Source organism: Halostagnicola kamekurae (assembly GCF_900116205.1).
Taxonomy (GTDB): Archaea; Halobacteriota; Halobacteria; order Halobacteriales; family Natrialbaceae; genus Halostagnicola; species Halostagnicola kamekurae.
The window spans coordinates 354,581-373,962 of record NZ_FOZS01000002.1; the positions used below are offsets into that span (position 1 = coordinate 354,581).

A 19,382-nucleotide genomic window follows, 5' to 3' on the forward strand; every position below is an offset into this window, starting at 1 on the left:
CCGTTCATCGCCGATCCGTCCCCACCGATCAAACTCCGTCGACACCCGCTCACTCGATGTCCTTCGAGAGGCCGCTTTTCAGATCGCGCCCGAAGTAGTAGCCGACGAGGCAAGCGAGCGCTCCCGTCGTGGTTCCGACCGCGAGAACGCCCTGCGGAAAGCCAAGCGAGACAAGGATCGCGAAGTTGAACGTCGCCGCGACGATTCCGACGGAGGCGCCCGCCGCGCCCATCTCGAGGTACCTGCGTTTCGACGCGGCTAGTCCGACGAGAAACGCCGCGGCGAACATGCCGATCATCCGCCCGGCGAACGGGAGGACGGCGCTGCCGGCGATCATTCCGGCGCCGATGACCGCCACGAGTGCGAGATACGCCTTCGGCGAGAAGAAACTGGTCGGCGACAGCCGCGACAGCGAGAACAGCGACCGCACCGACGAGAGCCGGGAGCCGCTCGATTCGGAGTCCGACTCGGACTCCGAACCGGCGTCGCCGGAGCCGAACGACGACCAGCGCGAGCCGGATTCGGCACCCTCGTCCGCGAGCGCGTCGCTGGATTCGATCCCGTCGGATCGCGTCGATCGGTCGTCGGCGCGAGCGCTCGAGTCCGACGAACCGGCAGACCCCGAAAGCAGGTCGTCGGTCTCCTCTAAGAGTTCGTCGGTGGACTTCGGGTTTCGGCTCGTCGTCACCTCGTCCGAGCGGTCGCTCATGTGCGAGTACAGGCCGGCCGACACCATGGGCCTTTCCCTACACGGGGCCACTCCCCGTCTCTCCTCGGCCGCCGTCGGCCGATCAGGGGCGGCGAGTCGATCGAGCGCTTCCGGAAAATCGACCGCATCGTCCCCGCTGACGACGCGATTCTCGCTGGCGCGCTTTTTTGCCGCTCCGCGTGGTGTACTCGCTCGATGGACGCGGATCTGATCGGTCTCGGCATCCTCGCACTCGCGGGCGGGCTCGCGTTCGAGTTCGCCGCCCGATACGTCTATCCGCACCTCGACGCCCCGCGGGAATCGCTTTCCTCGCTGCGATTTCTCACTACCCTCATCGTCGGCATTCTCCTGGTACTCGGACTCGGACTCTTCCTCCTCGGCGTGTTTGGCTGACCGACGCCGCGCTCGAAAGCGTGGCTTCAAGTCCGCTCGCCCGCAACCACCGGGCATGAATCCAGGCGATCGCGTCCGCGTCGATTCCGACGACCGAACGTACGAAGGCGTGTTGCTCCCCTCGAGCACCGACGACGACCTCGTCGTGAAACTCGAGGGCGGGTACAACGTCGGAATCGACCGCGAGGGATCCGAGATCGACGTTCTCGCAGAGGACGTCTACGAGATCGACGGCGCACAGGACGGCGACGAGGGCGAGGCCTCGACGGTCGAGTTCGACGACGACCTGCCGACGATCTCGCTCATCTCGACGGGCGGCACCATCGCCTCGACGGTCGACTACCGGACGGGCGCGGTGACGGCCCAGTTCGACGCCGAGGACGTCCTCCGGGCGGTGCCGGATCTGGCCGGCCGGGCCAACTATCGCGGGCGCGTCGTCGCGAACATCCTCTCGGAGAACATGGAACCGACGATCTGGCAGGACCTCGCGAGCGCAGTTTACGAGGAGATCGAGGCCGGAGCCGACGGCGTCGTCGTCATGCACGGCACCGACACGATGCAGTACTCCGCCTCGGCGCTCGCGTTCATGCTCGAGACGCCCGTCCCGATCGTCTTTACGGGCAGCCAGCGCTCGGCCGACCGGCCGTCCTCGGACAACGTGATGAACGCGGTTTCGGCCGTCGAGGCAGCCAAGAGCGACTGCGCGGAGGTGCTCGTCTGCATGCACGCGAGCGATTCGGACACGACCTGCGCACTCCACCGCGGCACTCGCGTCCGCAAGAACCACACCTCGCGCAGAGACGCGTTCGAAACCGTCGGCGCGGAACCGCTCGGCACCGTCGACTACGAGAGCGAGGACGTAACCTTCCGCCGAGCGCACCGGGAACGCGACGCCGTCGACCTCGAGCTATCGCCCGACCTCGAGACCGACGTGGAACTCGTGAAGTTCACGCCCGGCATGGATCCCGCGTTCCTCGAGATCGCCGAGGGCTCTGCGGGGTTGATCGTCGAAGGAACCGGTCTCGGACACGTTCACACCGACCTCATCCCGAAAATCGAGGAGCTGATCGAGGACGGCACGACGGTCGTCATGACCAGCCAGTGTCTCGAGGGCCGAGTCTGTGACCGCGTCTACGACACCGGCCGCGACCTGCTCGAGGCGGGCGTCCTCGAGGGCGAGGATACCCTGCCGGGCACCGCGAAGGTCAAGTTGATGTGGGCGCTCGAGAACAGCGAGGACGTCGACGAAGCGATGGGCACGTCGCTCGCGGGCGAGATTCAGGAGCGCTCTGTCCCCTGGGAGTAGCGAGCCGCATCACCGATTCTAAGGGGTATAGATCTGTCCGACGGCCTGTGTCAGGGACTCGGCTCGCGTAGCTGTACCTTTCGTCCGTACAGAAGCATCCAGAACCCGAGCATGACTATCACAAAGCGTGTCATTGCCATGTAGGTCGTTTCCGTCGGCTGCTGGTGTGACATGGTGACCATCTGGTAGTACGAGCCCTCGTATTCGACGATGCGATTGTCTTCCCAGATTTCGATCGGCTCGTCGGTCGTGACATGCCCCGATTCGATCGATTCGATGGCAGCCTCCGAGTGGTCGAACTGGTCCTCGTCCACGACGCCCGCCTCGATAACTTCCGCCTCCGTTACCGGCTCGTGCGTGAGCGTTACCGTGCCGTTGCCGTCGTGGGTCGCTATTGGCCGCACGAACTCGTCTACACCTAGCATGTAGATCGTGTCGCTCTCTCGAGTACCCGCGTCAACCTCTCCATCGAACTCGTTCATATACGTTTCCGGCTCCTCGGCGGCGACCACCTGCTCGAGCAGACATCCTCGGGCCGAAAAGTGCGTGACACATCGCGTGACGTTCGGTGCCTGATAGGCGACTTCCCAAGGTTGGTCCCCAGCGGTCGTCTCCTCGACTCCGTATTCGTAGGACGGCTCGGTGGTGATCGGGCCGTGGAGAATCGGGACGACGATAAGGAGGGAACCGACGACCATCAACAGGACGGCATACTGGAATCGGGAGGGCATTGGCTGAACATGTGAACGGTACTGAATGTATCTTCTGATAGATCCCTCTCGCACGACCGGTGATCGGCTCTGCCTTCCGGGTCGCTCTGCGTCGTGCGAAGCGCTTTCATATCGCTCCAGCCAATTGCCTAGCGTTCGATCGACGATGACAACAGGCTCAGACGCCGACACCGTGGAAATCCGCCGCGCGACTCACGACGATTACGAGGACGTGGCCGCGTTCACCGGTCAGATCTGGGCGGATCGCGGCGGTGACTACATCCCCGACGTCTACCACGACTGGCTCGAGGACGACGACGAGACGGGAAAGAAGACGTTTCTCGCCGAACTCGAGGGCGACGTGGCCGGCATCGTTCAGGGGGTCATGCTCTCGCCCGAGGAAGCCTGGTTCCAGGGCATGCGCGTCAACCCCGCTCACCAGCGTCGGGGCGTCAGCCAGCGGCTCAACGAGGCGTCCTTCGAGTGGGCTCGCCGGCAGGGCGCGACGCTCGGTCGCGTGATGGTCTTCTCGTGGAACTCCCCGTCGCTCGGGGCGGCCCGAAAGAGCGGCTTCGAGCCGATCACGGAGTTTCGCTTCGCCACTCCCGAGCCCGATCCGGACGCGTCCGGGCCGCTGTCGGTTTCGAGCGATCCCGCCGACGCGTGGCGCTTCTGGCACGAAAGCGACGCCCGCGATTACCTCCGCGGGCTCGGGATGGCGCTCGAGCAGAGCTGGGCGCTCAGGGAACTCACGCGCGAGGACTTCTCGCGGTTCGCCGACGAGACGGCGCTGTTCGCGGTCGAGGGCGACGGACCCGCCGCTGGCCTGGCGACGCCCGAGCGCGGCGCTGTCCGCGCGATCGCCTATCGAACGCGAACCATGGAACGACCCGCCGACGGCGGGGAGACGACCCTCGCCGAGTACGGCGTCGGAGCCTGGGCGGATGTCGACGCGGCGCGGTCGCTGTTCGCGGCCATCGCTCGAGACGCCGCGTCGATCGGAGCCGACGAGACGCGCGTGCTGATCCCCGAAACCGTCGAATACGTCAGCGACGCCTCCTACGCGGGCGTCGATGTCGCGGACGAGCCGGATTTCGTTCTGGGGATCGATCTCACCGGCGCGTGATCTTTCCACTACCAGTACGGATCGCGTTCACTCTACGACCGCCGTAGAACGGAACTCGCCTACCCGCCGCTGACCGGCGGGAACAGCGCCAGTTCGTCGCCCGCCTCGAGTTCCGTCTCGAGGCCCTCCTCTCGCGTCTGGACGTTCGTTCCGTTGCGGAGGACGTTGATCTGCGTGCGCAACTCACCGTCCTCGAGCACCCGCTCTTCGAGCGCCGGCCGGTCGGCGAGCAGCGCCTCGAGTGCGTCTTCGACCGTCGCGTCTCCGTCGACGTCGACGGAGACGTGTTTGTCGCCCGCCAGTTCGGCGAGGTCGGCGAACAACTTCCAGTTCATGTGGGGCCGTATCAGCGCCGCGGGCAAGTAGCTACCGCTCTCAGCAGCGTCTCAGTTGAGCCACTCTCGGCAGCGTACCGACCGCGTCCCCCTCGGCAACCTGTCGGCCCATTACTCGAGCGCATCGAACGAAGACGCTTATTTGACCGCGTCTCCGACTCAGCCGTATGGCCGACGAGCAGCGCCTCGAGTGGCTTCCGGACGACTGGAAGTGGCTGGTGACGACGCGGGTAGCCGTCACACTGGCCCTGCTCGTCGCGTTGCTGTCGGTGGTCACCGGCGTCATCCAGATCAGCCAGGAGACCGTCTCGAGGGGTCTCCTCGAAGGGGTAGTCCCCCTCGCCGTTCAGGAAACGGTCGGTTTCACCGGCGCGCTGACCGGCTTCCTGATGGTCGGAAGCGCCCTCGCGTTGCGCCGGGGCCTGCGCGTCGGTTGGTACGCGACGCTGATCTTGCTCCCGGTGACGGCGATTCAGGGGCTGTTGCAGGTCAGCGAATACTCCTACCCGCTCGTCGTTCTCTCCGTGCTCGCGATTCCGTTCCTGCTCGCCAGCCGCGACCGATTCGACAAGCGACTCTCGCTGACGACGACCCAGCTAGCCGCTGGGGCGGCGCTCGTCGGCGTCCAAGCCTACGGCACGTTCGGCTCTTACACCCTGCGAGAGAGCTTCGACGGTATCGACACCCTTCTCGACGCCTTCTACTTCACGCTCATCACCTCGAGCACCGTCGGCTACGGCGACATCGGGCCGCAGACCCAGGAGGCGATCCTGTTTACGATGTCAGTCGTCGTCCTCGGTGTCGCTAGCTTCGGTATCGCGATCGGTGCCCTCGTCGGCCCCGCGATTCAGGCCCGCATCTCGAGAACCCTGGGAATCATGACCGACTCACAGATCGAACTCATCGACCGACACGTCCTCGTGCTCGGCTACGGCGAACTGACGGAACCGATCGTCGACGAACTGACGACCAGCGGCGAATCGTTCGCCGTCGTCACGGACGACGAACGCGCGGCCGAGTGGCTTACAGAGCGCGAAGTCCCGGTCGTCGTCGCCAATCCCAGCGACGAGGAACCGCTCGAGCGGGCGAACATCGACGGCGCTCGAGCGATCCTCGTCGCGACGGACACGGACGCCGACGACGCGCTGGCGATCCTGACGGCCCGCCAACTCGCGCCCGACACGCCGATCGTCTCCGCCGCGACCGATCGCGAGAACATCCCGAAACTCGAGCGCGCGGGGGCGGACACGGTCATCAGCCCGGCCGTCCTCGGCGGCCACCTGCTCGTCCGATCTGCGCTCGGCGACGACGAGTCGGCCTTGATCGACCGGCTCGTCGACGAGGAGTAGTCGGGACACGTTCGCGGCCGTTATCACGACCGCTACTCGGGAGCGCCCTCGAGGATCTCGACGCCACTCGAGGCCCCGATTCGCTCGGCGCCGGCCTCGAGCATGCGAATCGCGTCGTCGTAGCTCCCGACGCCGCCGCTGGCTTTGACGGGGAGGAACTCGCTCATGAGTTCGACGTCTTCGACGGTCGCGCCGCCGCTCACGGTTTCACCGTTCGCACGTTGTTTCTCCGAAACAACGCTCTCCGCGAACCCGGTCGAGGTTTTGACCATCGCCGCGTCCGCGTCGACGGCCGCCCGACAGGCGTCGCGCTTTTGCTCGTCGGTCAACAGCGCCGTTTCGATGATCACCTTCACCGGGATCGGCACGGCCGCGACGAGTTCCTCGAGTTCCGCGGCGACGGCTTCGAGCTGGCCCGCCTGCAGTCGACCGACGTTGATCACGACGTCGAGTTCGTCCGCGCCGGCCTTCCAGGCGAGCACGCCCTCCCGGCGCTTCGTGTCGTGATCGTTCTGCCCGTGTGGGAAGCCGATCACCGTGGCGAGCGTCACGTCGGGTGCGTACGCCGTCGCCTCCTCGAGGTAGTACGGCGGGATACAGGCGTTCATCCCGTAGGCCGCGGCGTCGTCGAGGACGGCCTCGATGTCCGCCGGCGTCGTTTCGGGGCCGAGAACGGTGTGGTCGATCAGGGGTGCGAGTTCGTGCCGGTCCATACCACGACGAACGGTCGGAGGCTGAAAAATACGCCCGGTTCCGTCCGCGGCCGCCAGTCTCGGCCGAACGACTCCCTCTCGACCCGCGCTCGCGGCACGACCTCGAGGGCGCTGTCCGCGGATCGGAAGCGGTTAGTCGCTGGCACGTACCAGTTGCCGTATATGGTGCTCCCAGAGGGATTCGCCGTCCCGCCGCTGGAACTTCTGGTGCCGCTTCTGTGCGCTTTCGCCGTCGCTCTCGCGCTGGTGTGGGTGACCGCCCCGCCGGTAACCGATCTGACGGTGCTTTCGTTCACGCCCTGGATGATGCTCGGGTCGACGCTGTACGTCCTCTATCAGGTCGCCGCCATCCCCGACGCGATCGCGCCGCTTTTCGGCGCGCCGGTCGTCTACGTGACGACGGCGACGGTCGCGGGACTCGTCTGGGTCGCCGGTCGCGCACTCGAGCGGGCGAGGCCCGAACTGTCCGCCGAGGTCGTCCTCGGCGTCGTCGGTGCCGGCTGCTTCGTTGCCGCCGCGGGATACGCGCTCGAGACCGGCCGCGAAACCGGGACGCTCGAGGCGTTCTGGCCCGCCCTTTCGGTCGTCCTCGCCGCAGCCCTCACCGCGGCCGCCTGGCTCGGCACGCGGCGGTGGGCGAGCGAAACCGCCACACTGGTGGGCACGACGGGAGTCCTCGTCGTCTTCGGCCACGCGCTCGACGGCGTTTCGACCGCCGTCGGCTACAGCGTGCTCGAGGCGAGCGAGAACGTCCCCGCCTCGCGACTGATCCTCGCCGCCGGCGAGGCGCTGCCGACCGCCGAGTATATCGGCGCGAGCTGGCTGTTCGTCGCCGTCAAGGTCGCGCTCGCGCTGGCCGTCGTCGGCCTGTTCAGAGAGTACGTTCGCGACGCACCGCGGCAGGCGCGGCTCCTGCTCGCCTTTATCGCCGCCGTGGGACTCGGCCCCGGCGTCCACAACGTATTGCTCTTTACGATCGCGTGATCTCCTGAACGCCGAACGCGGCTCCACGCCGATTCCTGAACGCAACCGTTTTTCTCCCGCGGTGCCGTGTTCCGAGTCGTGAATGGTCACGGTGCTCATCGCCGGTCACGTCAACTGGGACGTGACCCTCCGCGTCGATCGGTTCCCGGAACCAGACGGTGAGGCGGCGATCCGATCCCGACACCAGTCCGGCGGCGGGAGCGCCGCCAACGTCGCCACTGCGCTCTCGAGACTCGATGTCGAGGCGGGAATCGTCGGGAGCGTCGGCGACGACGAGCACGGTCACATGGTCCGGCGCGAACTCGAGCGGGCTGACATTGCGCTCGAGGGGCTTCGGGTCGTCGAGGACGCCGCGACCTCGGTGAAGTACCTCCTCGTCACCGACTCGGGGGCGGTTTCGGTGCTCGGCAACGACGGCGTCAACGAGGCGATCGGGCCCGAAGACGTCGATCCGGAACCGATTCGCGCGGCGGAGCACGTCCATTTGACGAGTCAGCGACCCGAGACGGCCGCCGAAATCGCGCGGCTGGCGGCCCGAGCGGGGGCGACCGTGAGCTTCGATCCGGGCCGCCGACTCGGCGACCGCGAGTACGCCGACACGCTCGCGCTGGCCGACATAATCTTCGCGAACGGTCGGGAGCTCGAGACGATGGTCGACGGCGACGACCCCGTCGCGGCGTTCACCGAGGGAACGGTCGTCGCCAAACTCGGACGAGACGGCGGCGAAGTCCACACGCCGGACGGCTCGTTCGTCCACGACGGGTTCGAGGTCGACTCGGTCGATACGAGCGGCGCGGGCGACGCCTTCGCCGCGGGCTTTATCGCCGCGCACCGTCGAACGGGCGACCCCGAAACGGCACTCGCGTACGCGAACGCCTGCGGCGCGCTCACCGCGAGTCAAACCGGGTCACAGAGCGCGCCGACGATCGACGCCGTCGAGACCTTTCTCGAGTCTCGAGGGTGACCGACACGGATATATGACCGGTCGTGAAAGGTTCGGACCCAGCGTCCTGTCCGTTCTCAATTAGTGTCGTCTGACGGTAGCTATATACCCGGTGGCGTTGGTCCTTCGACCAGGAAGTCACGATTCAGTGACTGAGAGACATGATGAAAGGTATCCCCTGGGCGGCTGCACCTGGCGACAATCGCACGCACGTCCAATACGATAGACGCGACGACGAACCGCCGAGCGTCGCCGTCGCAACGGCGCTCGCGTCGTTTCACGGCGAAGACGTGACCGCTGGCAGCACCCAACTCTACCAGTACATCGACCCCGACGCGCTCGACGATCTCTTCGAGAGCACCCTTGGTGGCACCGAGCGGTCGACGGGAATGGTCCGGTTCGAGGCCGACGACGCAACTGTCGTCGTCCGTCCGGAGCGGATCCACGTCTACGCAACTCGTTGACCGAGGTCTCACAGACGACGCGTCCCGAACCGGTCGAACGTCGCACCGGTTACGGGTCTGTATCGCCCGATCCGCCGCACTGGTCGATCCGCCCGCACCAGTCAAATGTTCCGCACCGGTCGGATGCCCCGAACCGGTCCCGACGGGTCGATGCGTTACGAACCGGTCGACGCGCCGCTCTGGTGGGCTCGAGCAGTCGTCTGTCTCTACTCGTTCTGTACTTTCATCGCTCGTCTCGGTCGTTTCGTCGATGGTTACTGTCGATGGGTATAACCCCTCTCTCGATCGTCGTGATCGGTGATCGCTGTCTCGGCGTTGGCCCCCTCGAGACGACCTGAACGGACTGGAGAAGGTTTTTCTCGCCGCCCGCGGAACCGGTGGGTATGGCGACACAACCGCATTTACTCGTCGATGAGGGCGATCTGACGGACATCGCGTTGATCCCCGGCGATCCGGGGCGCGTCGACCGAATCGCGAGCCACTGCGACGACGCCGAGACCATCGCACAGAACCGCGAGTACAAGGTCGTCAACGCGAGTTACGAGGGACGGGAGCTGACCATCTGCTCGACCGGAATCGGCTGTCCGTCGGCCGCGATCGCGATAGAGGAACTTGCCAACGTCGGGGTCGAGACGTTCGTTCGCGTCGGGACGACCGGCGCGCTCCAGTCCGACATCGAAATCGGCGACATGATCGTCGCGACCGGCGCGGCGAAAAACGAGGGGACGAGCAAACGGTACGAGGCCGTCGAGTACCCCGCAGTGCCAGATTACGACGTGCTGTCGGCGCTGGTCGATTCCGCCGAAGCCAACGACGAGGACGTTCACGTCGGCCCCATCGCGAGCGACGACGCCTACTACGCCGAGACCGACGCGGCCGTCGACGACTGGGAGGCCGCCGGCCTACTCGCAGTCGAGATGGAAGCCGCCGCGGTCTTCTCGCTCGCCCGCCGGAAGGGACTGCGCGCGGGCGCGATCTGCACCGTCGACGGCAACCTAGTCGAGGGAACCCAGAAGGGGACCGACACCGAAGACGACGAACTGCCCGAGAAGGCGAAGAACAACGTCGGTCGCGCGATCGATCTCTCGCTCGAGGCCGCGACGACCCTCTGAACGCCAGCGATCGCGATTCTGTTTTCGACTCGTTCTCGATCACAGTAGTTCGTCGTAGCGCGCCGCCAACTGCTCGAGGGAGTGCTCGACCGAGAGCATCGGCCGGCGTCGGCGACAGAGGTCAGACAGCCTGTCGCGCTCGGCCAGCGTTCGCTCGAGCGCCTCCCGAAAGTCCTCCAGATCCCCGCCCTCGTACCGGTATCCGGTCTCGCCCTGGATCACGGACTCGGTGAGCGCGCCCGCATCGACGGCGACGACGGGCGTTCCACACGCCGTCGCCTCGAGCGCGACGAGTCCCTGCGTCTCGACGGGGCTCGGGAAGACGAACGCGTCGAGCGCCGAGTAAAACGCCGGCAGTTCCCCGCGCTCGAGAAAGCCGAGAAAGCGAACGTCCGCGTCGGTCCTCGCCGCGTGCGCTTCGAGCGATTCGCGGGCGGGACCGTCACCGGCGACGACGGCCGTCACATCAGTTCCCGCGACGCCGTCGACGAGTTCCTCGAGGTTCTTCTCGAACCCGTGGCGGCCCGTGTACCCGACCATCGGTCCGTCGATTCTCGCGAGTCCGTGCGCCGTGCGAAACGGCGTCGGATCGACCGGTCGAAAGAACTCGGTGTCGATCCCGTTCGAAACGATGCGCACGTCGACGTCCGCCGCGACGCGCTCGAGTAAGTTCCGTCGAGCGAACGCGGTCGGCGCGATGACGCGGTCGGCGAGTTCGAAGACGGACCGCTCGTAGGCGCGGGTGAGTTGTTCCAGCCCGCCGACGAGCGCGTCCGGTACGTGCTGGCCCGCCCGGTCGTCGAGCAGCGTGTGATAGGAGGCGACGGTGGGAATCTCGTGCTTTCGCGCGTAGCGAATGCCGGCGATGCCGACCGTAAACGGGGTGTGGACGTGGACGACGTCCGGACGCTCGAGCCCGCTCGGAATCCGCGGCACGCCAAGTCGGTAGCGCGGATACAACGGCGCCTGAACGCTCGGGACCGCGTACTCCCCGGCGTCGGGGTCGTAGCCGTCCATCTTCGGAAAGACGACCGCCATCGAGTCTCGAACGCGCGGCCACCGGTCCCGCCAGAGCGAGACAGTGTAGGTGACGCCGTTGACCGTCGGGTGATAGAGGTCGGTAAACGCCGCGACGCGTTCGGCTCGCGTCATTGCCGGCGAGTCCACCCGCAGTCCCCAAAACTATGCTCTCGTTACGGCCCGCTCGAGACGGCAGCGAGTCGCCCCTCACTCGACGCTGAACGAGACGCCGTGGCGTCCAAGCAGTGCTCGCATTCGATCGACGCCCGATTTCGTGTCCCATCCCTCGCCGATGTAGTGTTTGTACGGGTGGCGCAGCCACGAGTACTCGCGGTGGGCGAATACCTCGAGCGACCGGTCGTCGTTGCGAAACAGCGCGACGTGGAGTTGCCACGTCGAGAGCGGCGACGGTCGTCGAACCCAGCTTCCGGCCGACAGCCGGCCGTCGCGGTGGACCTTCAGCGAGGCGATCGGCTCCGGCGAAAACGACATCGCCTCGAGGTCGGTCCGGAACTCCTCGAGGCTGCGCTGGACCGTACCGACGTACTCCGCGGGGTGTTGGCGACACTGTGCGAACCCGCCCAGTGGCCGTTTGAGTCGGTGAAGCATCGGCAGAACGCGCCGTCGCGCTCGCGTTCGCAGCGGGAGTGGGGATCGAGCGCGGGACGGATCGTCGGTGCTCGTCACGAGTCGTTCGTAACGCGGCCCCCGAGCAAAGCTTTTCTGGAGCCCGCTCGCCCGCAAACCCCAGCGAGCGTGCGCCGCCCGGTCGAATCCCGTTACTCGAGCCCTTCATCGGGGTCCCATCATTCGAGCTCTCGTCACTCGAGCCAGATTCCCATCAGCACCTCGTCGGTGAACGAGTCGTCGATGCAGTACTGGCGCTCGCGCTCACCCTCCCGCTGCCAGCCCTGCTCCGTGAGGAACTCGATCGCCCGCTCGTTGGTCGCCGGCAGGTTCTGGGTGACCTTTCGGTAGTCGGCCTCGCCGGCCCACTCGAGGCCGTACTCGAGCAGCGTCGAGCCGATCCCCTCCCGTCGAACCTCCGGGCGAACGCCGACGGTCACCTCGGCGGTGTGGCGAAGCGACGGCAGTTCCGGCGCGTCGAGGTGGAGCCACCCGACGACGTCGGAGCGCGGTTCGGATTCCGTCTCGGGGTCCGGTTCGAACGTGGCGACGAAGAACACGCGGGAGCGATCCGCGTTGGCCCGGACGAGCGCGGACTCGCGCTCGAGTCGATCGGCCACGTTCTCGGCGACGATGTACTGCTCTTCACCCGCGACCTCCCGCATGGCGTCGACGAGGCCGTCGCGGTCGAATTCCCGAGCCGGTCGGATTCGAACGATCCCATCCTCGAGTTCCACGGTTCGCTCCGGCGCGGTCACGCTGATCCGCAGCCGACCGTCGGTCTCGAGGAGATAGCCGTCCGTTTTCAGTTCGTCGAGCGCGTCCTGTAGTCGGTCGCTCGAGGGCCGAACCTGCTGGCGGTACTCCGCCGACCGGGCCGGCTTCGACTGGGACCCGCCCGCGTCGACGCGGATCGCTCGAGCGAGTTCGTCGGGCGGGACGGCGCCGTTTCGCTCGACGTACTCGTACACCCGCTGCTGGAGGGGGTCGTCGAACGAGAACGTCGGATGGGTGCTCATAGTAACCGAACCCGGCGACGGCGGACATAATTATGGCCATCGTACTGTTGGTCTCGCTCACTGGGGTCGCGAGAACGACCGATTTCTCGCTCGCGACGGCCGGTTTCGAACGCTGAATCCCGATCGCAGTCTGCGCGCTCGAGTCGCCCGTCGCGTTGCGGTCGCGATTTCTCCTCTTCGTCACAGCTCGGCACATTTAATATCACATTATACGGTTTATCATCTCCATTCGTGTCTCGAGTTCGTTTGTGCCAGCGAACGTCAGATAGCCGCGAAACTGTGTTTTCGATCTATCTTCTGCGGTCTGCGGACGACTAGAGGATCTCGAGAGAGGTCCGCTTGCCAATTCGGGGCCCACCGTGGCTCCCGCCAGTGGTTCACTCGACGAATGACTGTCGACGATCGGCGTAACTGATCGTTTGATAGTTTCGAATCCGAAGTTCGACTAGCGACGATTGACTACGCCATCATTTAGCGACGAATGCCGCCATCGCATCACTCGTATGCATGTCGGTCAACGATCGTCTGGAGGCCGCAGCCGATGTCCGAAATTCGGGCACCCGCTCACCGGACGAGTTATCCGGCGCGCCGACCTTCTCTACTGACATCGCAGCCAGTCTTTCATTACGGCTACCATACGAGTCGAACCCCGAATTGCGGGTTCGATTCCACGACGCATTAGTCGGCGTTTCAGTCCTCTCGAGACCGATACTGCGGTCGTTCGCGGTCGCTTCTCGTCGGATCGGACTACAAACCGCCGGTGGACCACGACTCGTGGCGGCGTCGACGTTTGGAGTCGTCTATCCCCGCTCGGATTCGCCACTCGCCGACCGTTCTGTTCGATCGTCGCGGGAACGCTCGAGTTAGGTTTCGTAGTCTTTCATCCCCGTTTCGAACGTTCCGTTTGGTGGTTCAACTGTCACAGATGGTTGCCATGCGAACCAATCATCCCTGTGGCTCTCGAGATGTCGTACCCAGGCGTTCACTGGACGTCTCAATCACAGCTGCCCCCTCAATAAATCATATACTGCAATACAGAATGTCGGCTCGATCGTCGGCGAACGTCTTCCGTTCGCCGAGGGTCGTTCAGTACCTCGGAAAAAGGACGCCTCGAGCGGCTCTCGCCGGTTGTTAGGGTCGCCGTGCGACCAGGATGGCCGCACTACTCACGATCGCGGCGACCGCGATTCCGGCCGCGAAGCCGGGGACCGAATCGCCGTCCGAGCCGTTATCGCCCTCGGATTCGTTCTGTGATGCCGGGTCCTCCCCGCCGTTGCCGACGGTGAGGGTGCCGGCCGCTAGAGCCGGATCGATGGAGTCGCCGCCGTCGGCGTCGAGTTGGGCGTCCGAGACGCGCAGGTCCGTCGCACCGTGATCGACGCCAGTCACGTCAATCTCCGCCAGCGTGACGTCCGTTTCGCCGGGCGTGACCCCATCGTCGAGGTCGATCGCTTCGACCGTGACAGTCTGCTCGTCGCTGGTCACGACGGGATCGCTCGAGAGAGCGAACCGATCCGGATAGCTGGCGTTTTCGATGGTCGCGACGCCCTCGGTCTCGAGCGCGAGCGTGACCTCGAATCCCGCGAGCCCCTCCGGTGCGTCGGTCAACGCGATGCGATGTGTCGCGTTTGACTCGGTATCGACCGTCTCGTTGGAGACGACGAGCGTCGGGTCGGTTGCCGCGTCCTGACTCCCGACGGTCGCGCTGGGAGTCGATTCGGCTCCGGCAACTGCGACCGCTCCGATCGCGGCCGATCCGACCGCGACGAGGATCGCCATGGTGGCGGCGAGCGTCCGGATCGTTCGCCGTCGCTGTGGCGTTCGAACCGAAAACTGCGCGTCGGTGGTCGGTCCGCTCGAGTCGGTTCCGCCCATCAGGTTCACAGTTCGTCGGCGAGCGAGACGATGTCTTCGTAATCGATGCGGCCGTTCTCGTTGAAGTCGAACGCGTCATCGTTCAGTCGGACGGAATCGCCCTCGATGTTCTCGAACAAGACGACGACGTCGTCGTAGTCGAGTCGACCGTTGCCGTTGACATCCTCGAACGTCCCGTCACCGTCGGGATCGGTCGGGGGACTGCCGCCGGGTCCGCCACCGCCGAGCGACGGCGGGCCGGTGACGATGACGCCGGGTCGAGGCTGGGGATCGATGGCCATCCCCGAATCGTCGTCCATCGCGTGGACCGCGAGTGTGAGGTCGGTCGTCCCCGCCCCGACGCCCTCGAGTTCGATCGACGCCAGCGTGACGTTTCGCTCGCCGGATTCGATCTCGTTTCCGATATCCGCGAACCGGAACTCGATGGTCGAGCCGTCGTCGCTGACGGTCGGGTCGCTGGTGAGTTCGATTCCGTCGCCGTAGTTCGCGCCCGTAATCTCGGCGACGTCCGTGTGTTCGACGGACGCGGTGATGCGCCCGCCTGCGAGTCCGTCGGGAACCGACGAGAGCGTCAGATCGACCTCGCCGGTCGCCTCCTGGCTGACTCCGAGGGAGTCGACGTGAAGCGTCGCCGGCGGTTCGTAGACCCACATGGTGTCGTTGGAATACGACCGGCCGAACCCGCCTTTGTCCTCACAGAGCAGCACTCGGCCGTCGTCCATCACCATCACGTTGTCGACGTTGATCAGCGAAACGTCTTTCAGGGACTGGGAGTCGCTCGCGTTCGGGCCGACGATGACCGGCTCGAGCGTGGAGACGTCGTATCCGGACTCGAGTTCCGCGCGGTAGACGACGCCACTGTCGACCTCGTCGAACCGGAGTTCTCCTTCCTCGTCGGTCATGTATCCGCCGAGCGAGGAGATGCCGAAGTAGATGAAGTCGCCGGGCTGGGCGTCGTCGTGAGAGTCGATCCCTTCGGCCTTGTTAAATTCGATGCTGGCACCGATCTCCTTGGCGGCGGCCCGCGTCTCGAGGAACGGGACTCGGCGCAGATTCTCGTCGACCTCGTCGGGACCGTCTTCCTCGTACTGTCGGGCCCACTTGACCACCTCCTCGTCGGTGATGTAGTCTTGGTTGCCGTTGATGGCGACTTCCTCATCGGCCTCGACGAGGGCGGTCTCGAGGTCGTCCTCCCAGTCAGTCTCGGCGTGGGTCTCGAGGTAGTCGACCTGCGTCACGTCGTCGTAGTCCGTGATCCAGGACTCGACTTCGGCGTTGCTCGCGCTGCCCAGCTCGAGCCACTCGACCTCGAGGTCCGTCTCGGCGACCGGTCCGTCGCCGACTTCGGTCGCTTTTATCGCGAAGAGCGTGCCGCTTACGTCCATTCGGCTCTCGTACTCGGGGATCGGCTCGTCGGCGACGAACTTGTAGATCCCCTTCGCGCCGCCGTCGGAGGCCAAGTAGACGGTCCTCTCGTCGGGGAGTACTTCCGGGCACTCCCACGCGGCGCGACCGAAGACGTGGTGCTTGACGGGGGTGGGTTCCTCGGCGGTCGGGTCGGCGATTTCGACGATGTGCCCGTACCGGTAGCGGTTCGGGAAGTCGCCGTCGATGGGCGTGTACGTCTCGTCGTCGTCCGATCGGTCCGGGACGTCGGCGCCGAGATACTTGGCCAGCCGCTCCATGCTCCAGGTCGAGCTGAGCCCCATCGGATACCAGCTCTCGGCGCCGAATATCTCGTCGAGATCGTCCGTGAGGGTGTCGAGGTTAGGCCGGTTCCAGAACTCACAGCCCCCCCGGATACCGACGCCGCTGCCTTCCTCGACGATGTCGCTGACCGTCGCCAGACCGCCGACGCGGGGGTGGTCGTACTCCTCTTCGGCCGAGAGGGGCGTCTCCCACGGGCTCAGGTCGCCGTAACAGTTGATCTTCGTCCCGCCGAGTTCGCGAAAGGAGTCGTGGTTCTCGATCTCGTCGGCGTTCTCGAGGTCGACCTCCCAGCTCCCCTCCTCGGTTCGGCTGATCGGCGTTCGCGAGATCGACCCGGGCGTGTTCTCGTTGTTCGTGAAGAGATAACCCTCGGTGCCGTCCTCGTTCGTCGAGACGAAGAAGTTCATGTCCATGTTGTCGCCGGTCGGGATGTTCTCCCCGTCGGGGGTCTTGGGGATTCCCCAGTTCTCCGTCCCGCCGTTGATCTCGTCACCGTACTGCGCGAGGAGGCGATACTGTCCACCCGCCGACTGCACCTGACCTTGCTCCCCGTTGGTTCGCGGCGGTGCCAGCTCCTCGAAGTCGTCGTTGTCTCCGTCGAACGTAAACCGGAAGTCGTCGATGACGCCGACGCCGCCCCGATCGAACGGCGCCGGGTTGTCTTCGCTCGGGTGCTGTAGGCTGTAGAGCAACTCGCCCGTCTCGAAGACGAACGGTCCCGTCACCTCGGCACCGCGTGCAGTCGTCGAGAACCGTTTGAGCTTCCCGTTGACGTACGGCGCTGTCAGCGTGTCGTGTTCGTCCGGTCGATCCGCTGCGCCGGCCACGCCGACCACGCCGGCACCGACTGCCGCTGCCATCGACGACGCCATCAGGTTCCGCCTGGTAAATTTGGGCATGCAATTTGATGGCCGAACCATCAGTAAATAGAAGTTTATAATAGGTATAATAAATTCTATTTCTTACCTATTTTCTATATCTATCGCACTGTATTCTAACCGGGCCTCCCAAGGGATATTGACCGCTATGGAGCGCTCGAGACCGGTCATCACGTCGTGCAGTCGGCCGGTCGTCGAGTCGTGCGGTCGGTCGGATTGTCGCGGCGGAATAACCGAACGGTGGTCAGTTACACGCCTCGAAAGCGGTTCGACTCGCTATCGAAGCCGAACGCCGAACGATGAACTACGGGAACGGTGAAACTGCCGCCCGAGATGAAAAATCGAGCGCTGAAAACGGTCGTCGAGCGGAAAGCGACTACTCGAGGTCCTGCGCCGTCACTTCGGCTCGGATCTCCTCGGCCCGGTCGTGGACCCACGACCGATACCGATCGATATCGGTCGGCGTGACACCGTAGAACGACGCGACCCAGCTGGTGTCGGCCCAGGGAAGGGTTAGGAGGTACGCGGCGAGGGTGTCCTTGCCAGCCTGAATGATTTCGGGCGGTACGCCACGAGCGCCCGTATCCGCCTCGACGAACCCGTTGACGTCGAAGTAGACATCGGCGTACAAGCGGGCGTCCTCGAGACTGTCGAAGGTAATCCCGACGTGGTCGGGCGCTTCGAACCGGTAGTCGTCGCCGGTCTCATCGGTTTCGACGATACGAACTCCCAGCACGTACTCCTCGAGTATCGAGCCGTCGGTGTCGGAAACGCTGTTGGACGTAGACATGAGTTGGTATCCTCGAGTTCAGGCGCGTCTACCGTACCATTAAGAATTTATATGATTGCTATATTCTCATCGCGACTGAAACGTACCGTCACGAACCACTCCCGAGGGCGAGGACGATACGTCATCGAACGTCCGTGGGCCGATTCGACCCGAATCGATCGTCGAATCAAAAATCAACCGTCACGACGACCGGTTCGATTTCGGAACTATCGGAACCGCCGCACCGTCGCTTAAGGGGGTGGCACGCGAATCACGAGCCGTGATCGTCGACGACCGCGTCCTCCACGAGGATTTCGTCCCGAGCGAGGTGGTCCACCGCCACGAGGCGGTCAACCACCTCTCTGAGACCCTCGAGCCGCTGCTCTCCGACGCTCGGCCCGAGACCGCCTTCCTCTTCGGACCGACCGGCGTCGGCAAGACCTGCATCGCCCGATACACCGTCGACCAGCTTCGCGAACAGCTCCCGAGCGTTCGGACCGCCTACGTCAACTGCTGGCAGGAGTACACCCGGTTTCGGGTGCTCTACAGCGTTCTCGAGGCCGTCGACCGGGCGTTCGACGTCCATCGATCGACGCCGAAAGACGAGCTCTTCCGGCGGCTTTCGGACGCGAACGACCAGCCCATCGTCGCGATTTTGGACGAGGTGGACCAGCTCGAGGAGACCGAGGTGCTCTACGACCTCCATCGGCTGCCCCACGTCTCGCTCGTGTTGATCGCCAACCGCGAGGAGGAGCTGTTCGCGAGCTTCGACGACCGTGTTCGCTCGCGACTGCGCGCCGGGACTCGCGTCCAGTTCGACCGCTACGGAACGGACGAACTCGTCGCGATTCTCGAGGAACGAGCGGTACAGGGGCTCGAACCGGGCGTAGTCGACGAGCGCCACCTCCGGACCATCGCCGACGCAGCGGCGGGAGACGCTCGCGTCGGGATCGGCATCCTCCGCTCGGCGGTTCGTCGCGCGGAGCGCCGCGGCCTCGAGTCGGTCACCGACGACGTGCTCGAGGCGTCGATTCCGGACGCGCGGACGGCGATCCGTCGCAAGACCGTCGAGCAGTTGATCGAACACCAGCGGGTGCTCTACGACCTCATCGCGGAGGCGGGCGAGATCGAACCCGGCGAACTCTACGCGGCCTACGAGGAGGCGGTCGAGGACCCGAAGACCAACCGGACGCTACGAAATTACCTGACGAAGATGGTCCACTACGACCTGATCGAGGCCGTCGGCGAGCGCCGGGGCCGGACCTACCGCCTCGTCGACGACGAGTAAGGACGGTGCGTCTCCCATCGTTTCGAGGGCGGACGGTTCGACACACTGACCA

Annotated in this window: 19 protein-coding genes; 9 read left to right on the forward strand and 10 right to left on the reverse strand. The window is 65.2% G+C overall.

What is annotated here, in order from left to right; genetic code table 11:
- Positions 1–49: 49 nt before the first annotated feature.
- Positions 50–709, reverse strand: coding sequence for a hypothetical protein (locus BM348_RS09655; RefSeq protein WP_092905511.1), 660 nt, complete (start codon positions 707–709; stop codon positions 50–52).
- A gap of 195 nt (positions 710–904) precedes the next feature.
- Between BM348_RS09655 and BM348_RS09660 the strand changes: the two genes are divergently transcribed.
- Both BM348_RS09660 and gatD read left to right on the forward strand, forming a co-directional pair.
- Complete coding sequence (locus tag BM348_RS09660; protein ID WP_092904385.1) at positions 905–1,102, forward strand: hypothetical protein; 198 nt, start codon at positions 905–907, stop codon at positions 1,100–1,102.
- A gap of 55 nt (positions 1,103–1,157) precedes the next feature.
- Positions 1,158–2,408, forward strand: a complete 1,251-nt coding sequence (gene gatD / locus BM348_RS09665) for a Glu-tRNA(Gln) amidotransferase subunit GatD (protein ID WP_092904387.1) — start codon at positions 1,158–1,160, stop codon at positions 2,406–2,408.
- Positions 2,409–2,458: 50 nt separating this feature from the next.
- Here the strand turns inward: gatD and BM348_RS09670 are convergent, their stop codons facing one another.
- Positions 2,459–3,139 (reverse strand): hypothetical protein, encoded by a 681-nt coding sequence (locus BM348_RS09670; RefSeq protein WP_139231174.1) that lies wholly within the window; start codon positions 3,137–3,139, stop codon positions 2,459–2,461.
- Positions 3,140–3,284: 145 nt separating this feature from the next.
- Between BM348_RS09670 and BM348_RS09675 the strand changes: the two genes are divergently transcribed.
- Positions 3,285–4,244, forward strand: a complete 960-nt coding sequence (locus tag BM348_RS09675) for a GNAT family N-acetyltransferase (protein WP_092904391.1) — start codon at positions 3,285–3,287, stop codon at positions 4,242–4,244.
- Between the two features lie 59 nt (positions 4,245–4,303).
- On the opposite strand, the gene BM348_RS09680 is transcribed toward BM348_RS09675, so the two are convergent.
- Positions 4,304–4,579, reverse strand: a complete 276-nt coding sequence (locus tag BM348_RS09680) for a ubiquitin-like small modifier protein 1 (RefSeq protein ID WP_092904393.1) — start codon at positions 4,577–4,579, stop codon at positions 4,304–4,306.
- Positions 4,580–4,746: 167 nt separating this feature from the next.
- Here BM348_RS09680 and BM348_RS09685 point away from each other — a divergent pair, with 167 nt between their 5' ends.
- On the forward strand, positions 4,747–5,928 hold the full coding sequence (locus BM348_RS09685) for an NAD-binding protein (RefSeq protein ID WP_092904395.1): 1,182 nt from the start codon (positions 4,747–4,749) through the stop codon (positions 5,926–5,928).
- Between the two features lie 32 nt (positions 5,929–5,960).
- On the opposite strand, the gene deoC is transcribed toward BM348_RS09685, so the two are convergent.
- A complete protein-coding gene (gene deoC / locus BM348_RS09690; protein WP_092904397.1) occupies positions 5,961–6,641 on the reverse strand; it encodes a deoxyribose-phosphate aldolase in 681 nt (226 codons plus the stop codon).
- 162 nt (positions 6,642–6,803) lie between these two features.
- Between deoC and BM348_RS09695 the strand changes: the two genes are divergently transcribed.
- From BM348_RS09695 to BM348_RS09710, 4 genes are all read left to right on the forward strand, one after another.
- Positions 6,804–7,625: a DUF63 family protein gene (locus BM348_RS09695; RefSeq protein WP_092904399.1), complete on the forward strand. Its 822-nt coding sequence runs from the start codon at positions 6,804–6,806 to the stop codon at positions 7,623–7,625.
- Positions 7,626–7,707: 82 nt separating this feature from the next.
- Positions 7,708–8,589, forward strand: coding sequence for a carbohydrate kinase family protein (locus BM348_RS09700; protein ID WP_092904401.1), 882 nt, complete (start codon positions 7,708–7,710; stop codon positions 8,587–8,589).
- A 140-nt stretch (positions 8,590–8,729) separates the two neighbouring features.
- On the forward strand, positions 8,730–9,032 hold the full coding sequence (locus BM348_RS09705) for a HalOD1 output domain-containing protein (RefSeq protein ID WP_092904403.1): 303 nt from the start codon (positions 8,730–8,732) through the stop codon (positions 9,030–9,032).
- A gap of 383 nt (positions 9,033–9,415) precedes the next feature.
- Complete coding sequence (locus BM348_RS09710; RefSeq protein WP_092904405.1) at positions 9,416–10,144, forward strand: nucleoside phosphorylase; 729 nt, start codon at positions 9,416–9,418, stop codon at positions 10,142–10,144.
- Between the two features lie 39 nt (positions 10,145–10,183).
- Here BM348_RS09710 and BM348_RS09715 read toward each other — a convergent pair whose 3' ends face one another.
- The 6 genes from BM348_RS09715 to BM348_RS09740 all read right to left on the reverse strand — a co-directional run bounded on the left by BM348_RS09715 (position 10,184) and on the right by BM348_RS09740 (position 18,063).
- Positions 10,184–11,296 carry a glycosyltransferase gene (locus BM348_RS09715; RefSeq protein ID WP_092905513.1) on the reverse strand — a complete coding sequence of 371 codons (1,113 nt, stop codon included), beginning with the start codon at positions 11,294–11,296 and terminating at the stop codon, positions 10,184–10,186.
- A gap of 75 nt (positions 11,297–11,371) precedes the next feature.
- Complete coding sequence (locus tag BM348_RS09720; protein ID WP_092904407.1) at positions 11,372–11,851, reverse strand: hypothetical protein; 480 nt, start codon at positions 11,849–11,851, stop codon at positions 11,372–11,374.
- A gap of 134 nt (positions 11,852–11,985) precedes the next feature.
- Positions 11,986–12,810 carry a GNAT family N-acetyltransferase gene (locus tag BM348_RS09725; RefSeq protein ID WP_092904409.1) on the reverse strand — a complete coding sequence of 275 codons (825 nt, stop codon included), beginning with the start codon at positions 12,808–12,810 and terminating at the stop codon, positions 11,986–11,988.
- A gap of 1,131 nt (positions 12,811–13,941) precedes the next feature.
- A complete protein-coding gene (locus BM348_RS09730; RefSeq protein WP_139231175.1) occupies positions 13,942–14,685 on the reverse strand; it encodes a hypothetical protein in 744 nt (247 codons plus the stop codon).
- A 5-nt stretch (positions 14,686–14,690) separates the two neighbouring features.
- Positions 14,691–17,294: an alkaline phosphatase PhoX gene (locus BM348_RS09735; protein ID WP_092904413.1), complete on the reverse strand. Its 2,604-nt coding sequence runs from the start codon at positions 17,292–17,294 to the stop codon at positions 14,691–14,693.
- 355 nt (positions 17,295–17,649) lie between these two features.
- Entirely contained in the window at positions 17,650–18,063 is a 414-nt protein-coding gene (locus BM348_RS09740; RefSeq protein ID WP_092904415.1) for a hypothetical protein, read from the reverse strand.
- Positions 18,064–18,322: 259 nt separating this feature from the next.
- Here BM348_RS09740 and BM348_RS09745 point away from each other — a divergent pair, with 259 nt between their 5' ends.
- Positions 18,323–19,330: a Cdc6/Cdc18 family protein gene (locus BM348_RS09745; RefSeq protein ID WP_092904417.1), complete on the forward strand. Its 1,008-nt coding sequence runs from the start codon at positions 18,323–18,325 to the stop codon at positions 19,328–19,330.
- The last annotated feature ends 52 nt before the right edge of the window (positions 19,331–19,382 follow it).

Excerpts from the sequence above, each read along its gene's own strand:
- BM348_RS09655 (WP_092905511.1), bottom strand. The coding sequence starts at position 709 with ATGAGCGACCGCTCGGACGAGGTGACGACGAGCCGAAACCCGAAGTCC.
- BM348_RS09660 (WP_092904385.1), top strand. The coding sequence starts at position 905 with ATGGACGCGGATCTGATCGGTCTCGGCATCCTCGCACTCGCGGGCGGG.
- gatD (WP_092904387.1), top strand. The coding sequence starts at position 1,158 with ATGAATCCAGGCGATCGCGTCCGCGTCGATTCCGACGACCGAACGTAC.
- BM348_RS09670 (WP_139231174.1), bottom strand. The coding sequence starts at position 3,139 with ATGCCCTCCCGATTCCAGTATGCCGTCCTGTTGATGGTCGTCGGTTCC.
- BM348_RS09675 (WP_092904391.1), top strand. The coding sequence starts at position 3,285 with ATGACAACAGGCTCAGACGCCGACACCGTGGAAATCCGCCGCGCGACT.
- BM348_RS09680 (WP_092904393.1), bottom strand. The coding sequence starts at position 4,579 with ATGAACTGGAAGTTGTTCGCCGACCTCGCCGAACTGGCGGGCGACAAA.
- BM348_RS09685 (WP_092904395.1), top strand. The coding sequence starts at position 4,747 with ATGGCCGACGAGCAGCGCCTCGAGTGGCTTCCGGACGACTGGAAGTGG.
- deoC (WP_092904397.1), bottom strand. The coding sequence starts at position 6,641 with ATGGACCGGCACGAACTCGCACCCCTGATCGACCACACCGTTCTCGGC.
- BM348_RS09695 (WP_092904399.1), top strand. The coding sequence starts at position 6,804 with ATGGTGCTCCCAGAGGGATTCGCCGTCCCGCCGCTGGAACTTCTGGTG.
- BM348_RS09700 (WP_092904401.1), top strand. The coding sequence starts at position 7,708 with ATGGTCACGGTGCTCATCGCCGGTCACGTCAACTGGGACGTGACCCTC.
- BM348_RS09705 (WP_092904403.1), top strand. The coding sequence starts at position 8,730 with ATGATGAAAGGTATCCCCTGGGCGGCTGCACCTGGCGACAATCGCACG.
- BM348_RS09710 (WP_092904405.1), top strand. The coding sequence starts at position 9,416 with ATGGCGACACAACCGCATTTACTCGTCGATGAGGGCGATCTGACGGAC.
- BM348_RS09715 (WP_092905513.1), bottom strand. The coding sequence starts at position 11,296 with ATGACGCGAGCCGAACGCGTCGCGGCGTTTACCGACCTCTATCACCCG.
- BM348_RS09725 (WP_092904409.1), bottom strand. The coding sequence starts at position 12,810 with ATGAGCACCCATCCGACGTTCTCGTTCGACGACCCCCTCCAGCAGCGG.
- BM348_RS09730 (WP_139231175.1), bottom strand. The coding sequence starts at position 14,685 with ATGGGCGGAACCGACTCGAGCGGACCGACCACCGACGCGCAGTTTTCG.
- BM348_RS09735 (WP_092904413.1), bottom strand. The coding sequence starts at position 17,294 with ATGCCCAAATTTACCAGGCGGAACCTGATGGCGTCGTCGATGGCAGCG.
- BM348_RS09740 (WP_092904415.1), bottom strand. The coding sequence starts at position 18,063 with ATGTCTACGTCCAACAGCGTTTCCGACACCGACGGCTCGATACTCGAG.